We start from the raw sequence: 13,163 nt of genomic DNA on the forward strand, positions 1-13,163 counted from the left end.
AATAACGTATTAAACTTCTATTAAAAGAATTGGATTTTAAGCAAATAGATTAGATAATATGATAAGTGTATTTATTTATAACTGTATCAGGGGAGTGAAAGAATTTGGCTAATAAGGCAGAAAACAATGTTGAAAGTCGTTCAGAACATAGAAAACTTAAGAATAAGGATGATGGTTTAAGTAGTAAACGATATTTTTCGTTAATACTCTCGATAGCTGGAGTACTTATAATTGGTGCTACAGCAATTTTTTATGTTTACCCAAAAATAATGAATGAAGGTAATATTCATCCGCAAAATGCTTCTACACAGGCAGCAGCGGATAAGGAAGTAAAAAAAGAAGCAAAGAGTGAAAAGGCGACTGAAACAAAAACTAAGGAAGTTGCTAAAGAAACAACTAAGAAGGAAGCGACTTCTAAGGAAACAAAAGTCACCGATGAAGAAAAGCAATCAAAAGATTATGTTTTACCGGAAAGTAATAGTAGAAAACTAACGAATGCAGATCTAATAAAATTAGCTCCTAATGAATTGCGTTTAGCTAGAAATGAGATTTATGCTAGGCATGGTTTAGTATTTAAATCTAGTGACTTGACGATTTATTTCAGCTCGAAGTCTTGGTATAAACCTAATCCAGCATATGGCGGAGAGCTTAATGATGTTGAAAAATATAATTTAAGTTTAATTAAATCTAGGGAATAGTTGGAAAATGACAGTTACATCAAAAGCTAGTAAAAAAGCAAAGTTCAGTGATTGATGAACTTTGCTTTTTTACTGACGCTTTTTGATAAGGAAATACTTGAGTATGTCTTAAAGTTTAATCTCGGTTACTTGACTATCTAACCATTTTAAGATTTTCTTTGCTCCATTTTTCTTAGCTACTTCTTTTACTGTCATTCCTTCCACATTCTTTATTGATAAGTCGGCACCTTTTTTTATTAGATACTGGAATGTTTTTACATCATCAACTTCATAAGTTGTATCAAAAATAGGTGATTCTCCTGAACTGTCTTGCTGGTTTATATCTGCCCCGTATTTTAGTAGTAAGTCAATTGCTTGCTTGTCTCCCATAGAAGCAGCGGCGTGTAAGATTGTCCAATCATCTGCATCTCCTATAGAAGGATTAGCTCCGTTATCAAGTAATAACTTTAAAATTTCCAAGTTAAGATGATCTTCATCAGTATATGAAGCTTTGAGAAGTGGAGATTCGTAGTTATCATTCAATTCATTTACGTCTGCTCCTTCGTCAATTAACTTTTTAACTTGTTCAATATCGTTATCAAGTACTGCTTGCGTTAATGGTGTTTCCGCAGCTAAAAAGCCATCAACGAATGATTGTGCTAGCGGAATCGCTTTTTCTACTAATAAACCTGCACCGACTATAACCCCGAATGACAAACCGAATACAATTACTGCAATTCCGTATACGCGTTTTGGTGTTTTAAATTTAATATCACTTTCTACATTATTAAAATGATGCAAAGCGTTAATACGTTTAGGTAAAGTTGGATGGGACATTAATCGTTCACTTAACCAAATTAAAAAGCCTTTTTCATTACTACTATTTAATAAATATTCACGCTGATCAATTTGTTGATAATATTTCCGACCAACGGCTAACATTGTAAGTGCTTGAGTCGATGCTTCAAAATCATTTATATAATGACTAGCCATTCGATCGCTTGTATACTCACATGCACGGGAATATGCCGAGCCTAAAAAAGGAACCCAATTTGCAGGCAATACTAAAGCCTGTTTTAGAAGATGGTTTCGTTTAATATGTGCAAGTTCGTGTGCAATCACGAAATCAACTACTTTTGGATTTGATTCAATCTCTTCGAATAGATCTGAATATAAAACAATCATATTTCGTCCAAAGAATCGCGTAGCAAAGGCGTTTAATAGTCCTCCTGATTGGACTACATACACATCTGGTAGAAAATAAAAACCCATTTCCTTTGAAATTTCTCTTGTTCTGAAATATACCTCTGGAAATTGTTTCTCAGTAATCTTAACGCCATTTATACGTATGTGGGCAGTGGAAATTAAATGGGCAAAGAGTGGTAAAACAATTAAAATTCCTAAAATAATAAGACCAACAACACTTAAAATAAGTAAAAAATAAATTGGAATACTTAAAAGTAAAAGTAATATAAAATAAATCGATTCTTTCCTATTAATTAACGGCTTCAATTTTTCTCCTCCTATACCTCAATTCCTATAGTTTAACAAGTAAATGGAAAGGATGTCATACATATATTTAAGAGAAATGAAACCAATTACTGCCACTAAATAATAAAAAAATTTCTTTTTACCCTTTAAATAAAAAATAGTATGATAGACTATAGTTTACTTTTTTAAGTATTTATTTAGATTCAATTTATATATTAAAAACATGCACTATAATAGAATGAAAATTTAAGGGGAAGTTAAAAATAAATGGAAACTCAGTTAAGAGAACAAAATTCCTTGTCAAGAGCGGGTATACGAACAATGCGAAAAACACGAATACCTAGTTTTAAAAGAAAATGGATGTTTATTTTAATACCAATTATCGTGATATTAATTACACATTTAACGTTAAATTACTTAAATTCGCCTAAAAGATTAGTGAAGATTTTTGATAAAGCTGTGTCAGATAATAATTTTAAAGAAGTTACACATATGTTACAAAAAGGCGGTACCGGGGCATCCCTAGATGAAGAATCGGTAATCGCATTTATGGATTACTTAAATAGCTATAATGTATTAGATAAATTAGACGATATGGTTCAAAAAAATAAAGTAATTAATAGTAAGTTAATAGATGGTCGTGGAAATTATGTACTTTCAATTAAAAAGGGTAGTAAATTTTTAGGGATTTATCAAACGTATTTAATAAGTGCCCAACCATTCGAATTAAAGATTACTTCGCCAATTGATGACATTGAATTAAAATTAAATAATCATATTACTCATTTGAATAAAGACGAATATGAAACAACATACCACAAAATTTTACCTGGAAAGTACACTATGGCTGTTTCATATAAAGGTGTTTATAGTGATGTTAAGGATTCAGTTGATATAGATTTTTCGTCTGCTTCAAAAAATAAGTTATCACAAGAATTAACTTTTAATGTTAGTTATGTCCAAATTTATTCAAACGAACCTGAGGCAGAACTATTTGTAAATGGAAAAGATACGGGGCAAAAAGTAAGTGAACTAGACCGCTTTGGTCCATTTTTATTAAATGGTAAAACAGTAGTTCACGCTGAAATTGAAAAGAATGGTGAATTATTTAAAACGGATGATATTCCGGTAACAGGAAAATATGTAGATTTAATGTTTGATACCCCAGTAGAAAATCAAGACACTACAGATCAAAAAGATGGTTTCTTTGCTGGACTTAAACGATTTTTTGATAAGTATTTACCAAGTCCTAAGCCTTCTTCTGATTTAGAAGAAAAGCAACTAATCAACGGCTTGTTTAATCAAAATGGCCAAGCATTCTTACAGTCTAAGGAATATCAAGACAAAATTAAGAAAAAAGATACAACGCAAAAACTCACAAGCTTTTCTATGAAAAATTCAAAGCAAGATGATTCAGGTATGATCATTACAACAAATGAGTCATATGAGATAACTGATAAACATGGTAAAACTAAAATGAAATCATTTGAAATTACTTACCACTTCTCAAGAGAAAAAGATGAATTAAAAATGGATCGTATAATAGAAGTAAAAGAGATAAAGTAAATTGTAAAAAAGAGTTCAATTTAGGTTGGACTCTTTTTAGAGTGTTGAAATATAAAAGCGTCAAATGTATATAAAGTGAAACTTATTGATAATATAATTTATTCTATGATTAGTATGTTTGAGCAGTTTTTTAATATCAACAAACTCTAGTAATCGATACTCTTGAGAAGTTGAATATATTTATGAGCTAATCTTTAGAAAAACAAGTGATATTTTTGACTGAAACTTATTAACAAACAACTATCTAGTATACGCTAAGTAAAGGCTATTTGATTAGGTTTTTATTTTAGGCTTTTTTATGATGAATAAGTTGATTGGAACGGAGGGGTGCTCGACTCCTATGGGATAAGCGGGAAGGCTGAGACCCCGCAGGCTTGCCAAGGAGGCTCAGGTCTCGCCCCATGGAAAGCGAGCACCCTGAAGTGGAAATCAACATCATCCTACCCCTTTACGTAAATTTGATAATTAAATTGGTAAGATTGTTTTTCTATAGCGTGAAAAGAGTCCAAATAAGTTGGGCTCTTTTTTTGAATTCGAATTGGAAGATTCCACAATTATTAAACTGAGATTAAAAGAGCACAATCCTTATTAAATGATTATTATAAGAAATATTTCTTTTTTCACATTTTAATGTCAAATATATGTAGTTTTATCACATTGCTTTTTTAAATAAGAATATTCGTTATAATGTATTAAAGAGAAATGTTTGGAGGTAATGAAAAAGAATAGAATGTGGAAATTTATTAAAAAACTTCTTTTATTTACACTTCTGATATCAATTATTGGGTTATTTGCGATCTATCGTTACTATTTCCAAGATGTATTGAAGTATGAAACACAAGTTTACACTGAATTAAAGACGTCTAATTTAGAAGAATATACACCTTTATTACTAGGACTAATGATGCAAGAAACGAAGGGTAAAGGAAAAGATCCAATGCAGGCTTCAGAATCACTAGGGCTAGCAAAGGATAGTATTCAAGATACTTCAAAAAGCATACAACAAGGGGTATCACACTTTAAAGACGTGTATTCCTATGGTAAAAAGCAAGGCGTTGATTTACAAACCATAATACAAAGTTACAATATGGGGATTGCTTATATTGATTTTGTAAAAACACATGGAGGTAAACATACAGATCAACTTGCTAAAACTTATTCTCTATCGATGGTGGAGAAGAATCCTGAGCTTTATACGTGTAATAATAATAAGAAAAATTTCAGATATCCATATTGTTATGGTGACTTCACATATAGTCAAAAAGTAATGAAGAAAACAAAGTACTTCGAGATTTTAGTTCCGCTTAAAAATAATATAGTAGGAAAACCATAGTCCATTAAGAAGAGATAAATGTCTTCTTTATGGACTTTTTAACTTTTATTCTAGAATTGTGTCAATTTAATTACAAAATGGTTGTCCTTTCGATAAAATAAAACAATTTCCTTTTTTTACCGATATAATTATTGAAAAAACAATTCAAATTCCGACATTTTATGACTTATACTTAATTTTAGTGTAATTTTTTGTTAATTTCATTTAAAAAAAATTATAGTTTATTAATTTTACTAGTTTAATAGAATTGGATTGTTTTATTCTACGGTTTAAATGTAAAAAGGGTAAGAAAGGAAAATTTGATACATGAAAAAAATGGGAAGAGTACTTTTGGTATCAACAAGTATATTAGTAGGCACCTCCAGCATATCCTGTCCTAATATCGGTCTGGAAACATCAAAAGCGAGTGCAGCGATCGTAAATATTAAAACGAAGTATCAAACGACAGCAAATCTCAATTTAAGGCAAGGTGCAGGTGCAACCTATAAGACATTGTTGACTATTCCAAAAGGAAAAGTAATTACTGCAACACAGAAAAATGGTAACTGGTATAAAGTAACCTACAGTGGAATAACTGGTTGGGTAAATGGTACCTATTTAAATGAATATTATACATATACTACTCAAAGTACGGCTTATTATTTTACAAATAAAACTACAAAGCTATATCCAACACCTGATACCAAAAAAGCTGCAGTATATACTGTAGTTGCGAATAATGGATTTAGCAGTACTCAAAAAGTAGTAAATAGCATTGGCCAAACTTGGTTCCGCGTCAGTTATAATGGCAAAACATTATACGTAAATAGCACTGATGTTACGAAAAGTACTGCAACTACATTTGCTCAGACAGAGTATAAAGCAATTAAAATGGCTGGTCTATATCAATCATTTGGAAATGCCTCTAAAGTACTAGCGCAAATTCCAGTTGGTACCGTTGTTACATCATCAAAACGAGTTGGTAACTGGTATTACGTTACGTTTAATGGAAAATCTGGTTATGTTTATATAAGTAACTTTACTAAAGTAACTAATACATATATTACTCAAAACACGGCTTATTATTTAACAAATAAAACTACAAAGCTATATCCAACACCTGATACAAAAAATGCTTCAGTATATACTGTAGTAGCGAATAATGGATTTATCAGTACTCAAAAAGTAGTAAATAGCATTGGCCAAACTTGGCTCCGCGTCAGTTATAATGAAAAAACATTATACCTAAATAGCGCTGATGTTACGAAAAGTGCTTTAACTACATTTGAACAGACAAAGTATAAAGCAATTAATATAGCTGGTCTATATCAATCATTTGGAAATTCGTATAAAGTGCTAGCGCATATTCCAATTGGTACCGTTGTTTCATCATCAAAACGTATTGGTAACTGGTATAACGTTACGTTTAATGGAATAACAGGTTATGTTTATATAAGTAACTTTACTAAAGTAAATGAAATAAAATATGAAACTACAAGTACTGCATATTATTTTACGAAAGCAGTCACTAACTTATATGCAACTCCAGATGCGACAAAACCTGTAGTAACTACAGTTAATGGAGATAATGGCTTTGCTTCAACTCAAAAAGCGACAGATTTAGTAGGGAAGATATGGTATCGAATTAATTACAATGGACAAAATCTTTATGTTAAGAGTGAAGACGTAACTGCAAATAGCTTCACAACATTTACTACTACGAATTATAAGGCACTAAATGCAACATATTTATATGAATCGTTCGGCGATGCATCAAAACAGCTTATTCAAATTCCAAAAGATACAGTTATCCCGATTAGCAAAAAAATTGGTAATTGGTATAGTGTGTCTTATAACGGTGTAAATGGATATGTAAGAGCAGGAGATTTCGGAAAAAGTGATGTCGTGACGATAACGAATATAACAGATACGACGTATGTTACGACTTCAGAATTAAATTTACGTCAAACGTATGATGCTTCTTCATCATTGCTTACGGTAATACCGGTTAATATGGTTTTAATTGCAACTGATAAAACTTCTAACAATTGGTATAAGGTTAGTTACAATGGGAAAACGGGATATGTATCCGGAACATATATCAAACAAGTAAAAACTGGTGACCCAATGACATCAAGAGATAGCTACCAGTTTATTGATCTGCGTACACAATCTCCTGTAACTGCTTCGCAAATTAATACCTATATTGCTAATAATGTGAAAAGTGGAGTTAAGAGTATTCTGACTGGTCAAGGACAATTATTTATTGATGCTGGAAATAAATATGGTGTAAATGCACTTTATTTAGCAGCACATGCCATTCATGAAAGTGGATTTGGTACATCTCAAATTTCATTAGGAAAAAATAACTTATTTGGATTTGGTTCATATGATTCAACGCCATATATAGCATCATATAAATTTATGAGCGTTCAGGAGAATGTAGAGTATATTGCTCGCTCAATTAAATCTACTTACTTAAATCCAAGTAACTGGAAATATAAAGGTGCATATCTTGGATTCAGTACAAAAGATATGAGCAATGTAAGAATAGATGGAGCGAGTGAAGGGATGAATTTTTATTACGCGACTGATCCAAACTGGGGTAAATTGATTGCTCAACATATGCAAAAAATTCTACCGTTTGATAAAGCGTATTATGATAAAGCTCAACCGAATACCACGATTCCAGGCAGTCCAACTACTCCTGTTGGTAGTGATGTATTCCCTGCTAATATCCAAGCGGTTGCAAAAGGAAATATTGATCTATATACCGCAAAGGGAGATACGACTAAAGTGAAATCGATTACAGCCGGTACAACTTTCCTTCTTCTTGAAAAAACAAATAATTATTGGTTTAAATTATCAATAAATGGAAATGTTTTTTGGACAAACAGTATCAAATTAAATGTATATAGCCAAACTTTATCTGTTAAAAACTTAGGTAGAGTAACAACAGATGGTTTAAACGTGCGCTCAACTGCAACTACAATTGAAAATAATGTAATTGGCACATTAAACCTTAATAATTACGTAAGTATTGTTACAAATACAGATGGTACTTTAACAATGGATAGTTCAAAAAAATGGTATAAAATCAAACTAGCGAATGGAAGCTTTGGATGGGTATCTTCAAGTTATGTTAAGCAAGAATTAAAATAAAAAAGTGACTCCTTGTGAGTCACTTTTTTACTAGTTTAATTGAGTAACAACTTTAAAGAAAAATATGTTTATATGATACAATGAAAGATAGAAAATTATTTAAGTAGATTGGGGAGGAGTAAAATTTTGAAATCAACAATGTTAAAAGTAGGCTTATTAACGACGCTTTCCATTGGCTTAGTTGCTGGAAAAGCATCAGCAGCAACAGATTGGTCTACAAAATGTTTACCAATGGGCGAAATGAAACAAAATGCAAATCCATCTAATCAACAAGTTAACTGTTTACTAACGAATGCAGCATTAAGTAAGAATATTCCACCTGAAGTTGTAAAATCAATAGCAATGAAAGAATCATCTTGGAGACAATTTGATGAAAAGGGGCAACCGGTTATTTCTTCAGATAATGGATTTGGAATTATGCAAGTTACAGATCCAAACGTTGATACAGAGAAATTAAAAAATGACATCGTCTATAATATTGAGACGGGCGTTAATATTTTAAATCAGAAGTACGGATTATCTTCATTACCGAAAATAAATGGTGCGGGAAGAGAAATTATTGAAAACTGGTATTTTCCTGTTATGGCGTATAACGGTACAATGCCTGTGAATAGTCCGTTAAAAAGAAATGATGATCATTTAATCATAAGGAATTTGGAAACTTACCAAGATAAAGTGTTTAAAATCATTGAAGACCAAAGTTTATTAGGAAGTACAAAACTTGCTCAATTTCCATTTGCCTATGATGATTTTAGTTATGATCCAAATCTAAGTGAAAGTATAAAATTTAATAAATTGAATTATACAATGACAAGTGGATTACATGAGTCTGTGTATTTATTGAAAAAAGGCGATATCGTTAAGGTAACAACAGCTGGTACAAAACTAAGAACTCAACCAAATACTTCATCATCATATACATCCCAACCTTTAAATAAGGTTTTTGTTATTGATGGAGAATTTAAATATACTGATCCAAATAGTAGCTTAAATCATTTTGTATGGTTCCCAGTAAAATCAACTGATGGAAAAACGTCAGGCTATATTGCTTCTTCATATATTGCCAAAAAGAAAGATTTTGTAGCTCCAATCGTAACAGGGGTGAAAAACAATATTTCTTATAATAAAGACGTAAAGATTACATTTGATGAAGGTACTGCTTTATTAAATGGTGCAAGTTTTAAAAATGGTCAAATCGTTAGTAAGCCAGGTAAATACACTTTAGTTGTGAAAGATGAAGAAAGTAACACAACGACAATCATCTTTACAATCGATAAAACAAAACCTACAACACCAACAATGAATACAGTTTCAGATCAATCAACTACTATTACCGGAACAGCAGAAGCAGGTTCTACAGTTAAACTATATATAAATAGTAAGCTTCAAAAAAGCACAACAGCTGCTTCAAATAAAAGCTACAAATTTACAATTTCAAAGCAAAAAAGTGGAACGACAGTTAGTGTAACTGCTACGGATAAAGCTGGAAATGTAAGTACAACAAAGTCTTTAAAAGTATTAGATAAAACACCACCAGCTCTTCCAGTTGTTAATAAAGTTACTTCAAAATCTAAAACTGTTACAGGTAGTGCTGAGAAATATGCTTCAGTGAAGATTTATCGAGGAAGCACATTAATAGGTCAAAGCTCGGTTAATTCCAGTGGTAAATTTTCTGTATCAATAAAAGTACAGAAAGCAAACACATATTTAAAGGTTTATGTCATTGATAAATCAGGAAACAAAAGTGTTCGTACAATTAAAGTTGTAAAATAGTTTAAATACGATGCGATAAGTTTTTTTCTTATTGCATTGTATTTTTTTTATTTTTCAAGTTCTTATTGGAAAGAGTAAATTTATTTGTTTCGGACTATACAATTGCTTCATTTCCAATGCTCGATAATTAAGTAGACGAGGATCTGTTTTTACAAAATATGTTTAAGAAGAATGCAATTTGTTTTTAATATGTGGATAACTTGTGAATAAAATTAATACTTATCGACAGGAAGAAAAGATTAACAATTTTCATTTTGATAGAATTTTGTCGTATCTTTATATTTCTTGCCTACTTGAATTAATTTATAAACAAGCGGTTTGTGGATAAGTATTATATGTTATCCACAAATTGTTAATAAACTTCTGAAATTGTGGGTAATTTTCGGAATTTAAAATGTTTTTTACCTTACAAAGTATTTTTATGATCAATACTATATATTATTAAAGAAATTAAAAGGCCATTTCCCAATTGAGAAATGGCCTTTTGGTGTTAAACTATTATTTTTAATAAGAGAATTTTGAACTTATCTTAAATTACTTAACGAGCACCTTCACCAGTTAATACAACTTTAATTGTTTTAAACATAATTCGAATGTCTAACATAATTGAGCGATGTTCAATATAGTGTAAATCCAAAACTAACTTCTCTTTCGGAGTTAATTCATACCCGCCATTCACTTGTGCCCAACCTGTTAACCCTGGTTTGACTGTTAAGCGATTAGTGAAGCCTGGTACTTCATGATTAAATTTTACTAAAAAAAACGCTCTTTCTGGTCTAGGACCAACAAGACTCATATCTCCACGTAAGACATTGACGAACTGCGGTAATTCATCGATACGAGTTTTTCGAAGGAAGTGACCAAGTTTTGTAATGCGAGGATCATCCGTACTAGCCCATTGTGGTCCATTTATCTCTGCATCCATACGCATTGTTCTTAACTTGTAAATATTAAAAATCTTCCCATTTAATCCAACTCGTTCTTGGATGAAAAGAGCAGGACCAGGAGAATCAATTTTAATTAATGCGATAAAGAACAATACGAATGGTAAAGAAATCACAAACGCGAGCGACGCAAAGACTATATCCAATGTTCTTTTTATAAATGAATAAAAAATACTTTTCTTTTTTAATGACTCAAGTTGTTGAATTGAGTAGCGGCTTTCAACCTTTTGTTGAGTATTCTGTAAGGCCATTTAAACACCCCAGTTTATAATTTAGGCCCATCCTTGCAAGTACATTGCAACATGTCCTAATGTATAACGTTTACGTTTTATAACATCATAACAATTATAAATGTTCGCAGAAAAAAATCAAATTATTTTTATGTTACAAGCTTATTACTCCACATAAAAAGTTCACAAGGGTACCTTACACTTATAGTGTGTGCAAGAATGAATTATTAATCGGCATTACAATAATTAGTAATTGATCAAACTTTTGTCCAGGTCGACTTTTTAAGTATTATTATTTTAGCTTAAAGTAAGTGGAATAATACGTCGCGTTAAAATAGCACTTTCCCAAAGGAATAAAACCCCATATAGATATTTTATCAGCTATTTGTCTTCCCTTATTTTCATACGCTATTGTAAGAAAATAAGTAAATAAAAACATTTGTTAAATAAACAAAGAATCTAACTATTTGTGGGGATTAATCTTTTTTATAACCTTGGTTTTGTAATTGGGTATGTAATAACAATATTTTGATGATTCTCCTTATAATTATTATGAATAAATATAGTTTTTTTATCCTTCCTTTAAAACCTTGTTTTTTGTTTCTCCAAAAATCAGCTCCCTCTTCGTAATTGCTCAAGAATTTTTTTACTTATTGAAAACCTCTTTTAGCACTTTTCATTGCTGTTATGTTTAATTTTGAATTAAGTAGGCGCAATTTATAATTTACGTAGTTCCATTAAGGACTATATTAATATTCAGAGAGGAGTATTGCTTTTTTATCATATGATTGTAAATAAAATGCTCTTATTAACTGCATTTTTAATTACCGCATTATTAAACTTATTACCACAGAAGAAATATGATTCTAATATTTTTGATCATTTAGGATAATCTTCTTCTTAAAAAAGGTGTAAACTTTAATTTTTAAATGAAAAAACAAATAAATTAGTGGGGATATGCCTAGATATGACCAACGATGAAATGGATTTATCACTTAGTTTTCAATATTGTTAAATTTAATTTAAATTGAGTAGAAATCTCTTGAAGTGGTATCAGTAATTGATATAAATTTTATGCATTGTGGATAGACAGTTTGATATTCGTGCGAAAATGAAATCTTTACTTTTTTGTATGAAATGATTAAATCATAATGGTTGATCATTGAAGTTGGTTAAAATTTAAAACTAAATTATTAAGCATTATTTCTAATGTTACTGTATAAAATCTTGTCAGTAAATACTTACTTTTGAAGAATGTTAGTGTTTTTTAAGGAATGGAATGAATAATTGTAGTAATATATTGAAGTGAGTCGAAATTTTGTTTAATTTAGTCGAAAGGTTAGGTGTTAAATGCTAGCGAATTATTTCACTGTTTGTGGCTTTGGTAGTCATGAGATTGAGATTGAAAAATCGAAATTTATTTGTTACATAAATGAAGCGAAAACTGAAGTTGATGCGCAACGATTCATTTCAGAAATTAAAAAAAAGCATTTTGATGCATCACATAATTGCTCAGCTTATTTAATCGGTGAAAATGATGAAGTTCAAAAAGCCAATGATGATGGTGAACCGAGTGGTACGGCTGGAGTTCCAATGTTAGAAGTTTTGAAAAAGAGAGATTTAAAAGATACTGTTGTTGTTGTAACAAGGTATTTTGGCGGTAAAAAGCTTGGAGCAGGAGGATTAATTCGTGCATATGGACAAGCAGTCAGTGAAGGGCTAAACGCCGTTGGAATTGTTGAGCGGTCATTAGTTAAAGTAATGAACGTAAAGATAAATTATAAATTGTTAGGTAAAGTAGAGTTCGCTTTACGGAACTCGCATTATCATTTAGAAAATGTTAACCACATGGAAGAAGTAAGCTTTGAACTTTGGATTAAGATTGATGAAGTAGATATCTTCAAAAACTGGATGATTGAGTTAACAAATGGTAGTTGCCATATAAATGAAAGTATTGTTAAATACATGTAGTAGTCTAGCTTTATAAATAGTAAATTTATGACTAATT

8 protein-coding genes are annotated in these 13,163 nt (G+C 30.8%); 6 read left to right on the forward strand and 2 right to left on the reverse strand.

What is annotated here, in order from left to right:
- Positions 1-104: 104 nt before the first annotated feature.
- On the forward strand, positions 105-698 hold the full coding sequence (locus BED47_RS11710; RefSeq protein ID WP_069033803.1) for a YARHG domain-containing protein: 594 nt from the start codon (positions 105-107) through the stop codon (positions 696-698).
- Positions 699-806: 108 nt separating this feature from the next.
- On the opposite strand, the gene BED47_RS11715 is transcribed toward BED47_RS11710, so the two are convergent.
- Complete coding sequence (locus BED47_RS11715) at positions 807-2,189, reverse strand: M48 family metallopeptidase (protein ID WP_069033804.1); 1,383 nt, start codon at positions 2,187-2,189, stop codon at positions 807-809.
- Positions 2,190-2,435: 246 nt separating this feature from the next.
- On the opposite strand from BED47_RS11715, the gene BED47_RS11720 reads away from it, so the two are divergent.
- The 4 genes from BED47_RS11720 (at position 2,436) to BED47_RS11735 (ending at position 9,981) form a co-directional block, all read left to right on the forward strand.
- On the forward strand, positions 2,436-3,734 hold the full coding sequence (locus tag BED47_RS11720; protein WP_069033805.1) for a TcaA 3rd/4th domain-containing protein: 1,299 nt from the start codon (positions 2,436-2,438) through the stop codon (positions 3,732-3,734).
- Between the two features lie 715 nt (positions 3,735-4,449).
- Positions 4,450-5,067 carry a lysozyme family protein gene (locus BED47_RS11725; protein ID WP_025569083.1) on the forward strand — a complete coding sequence of 206 codons (618 nt, stop codon included), beginning with the start codon at positions 4,450-4,452 and terminating at the stop codon, positions 5,065-5,067.
- A 330-nt stretch (positions 5,068-5,397) separates the two neighbouring features.
- Entirely contained in the window at positions 5,398-8,208 is a 2,811-nt protein-coding gene (locus BED47_RS11730; RefSeq protein ID WP_175403488.1) for an SH3 domain-containing protein, read from the forward strand.
- A 126-nt stretch (positions 8,209-8,334) separates the two neighbouring features.
- Positions 8,335-9,981 carry an Ig-like domain-containing protein gene (locus BED47_RS11735; protein ID WP_069033806.1) on the forward strand — a complete coding sequence of 549 codons (1,647 nt, stop codon included), beginning with the start codon at positions 8,335-8,337 and terminating at the stop codon, positions 9,979-9,981.
- A gap of 538 nt (positions 9,982-10,519) precedes the next feature.
- Here BED47_RS11735 and BED47_RS11740 read toward each other — a convergent pair.
- Positions 10,520-11,176, reverse strand: a complete 657-nt coding sequence (locus BED47_RS11740) for a sugar transferase (RefSeq protein WP_025671303.1) — start codon at positions 11,174-11,176, stop codon at positions 10,520-10,522.
- 1,329 nt (positions 11,177-12,505) lie between these two features.
- Here BED47_RS11740 and BED47_RS11745 point away from each other — a divergent pair.
- Positions 12,506-13,126, forward strand: coding sequence for a YigZ family protein (locus BED47_RS11745; protein WP_069033807.1), 621 nt, complete (start codon positions 12,506-12,508; stop codon positions 13,124-13,126).
- The last annotated feature ends 37 nt before the right edge of the window (positions 13,127-13,163 follow it).

It is taken from the genome of Gottfriedia luciferensis (genome assembly GCF_001712755.1).
Classification (GTDB): Bacteria; Bacillota; Bacilli; order Bacillales; family Bacillaceae_G; genus Gottfriedia; species Gottfriedia luciferensis_B.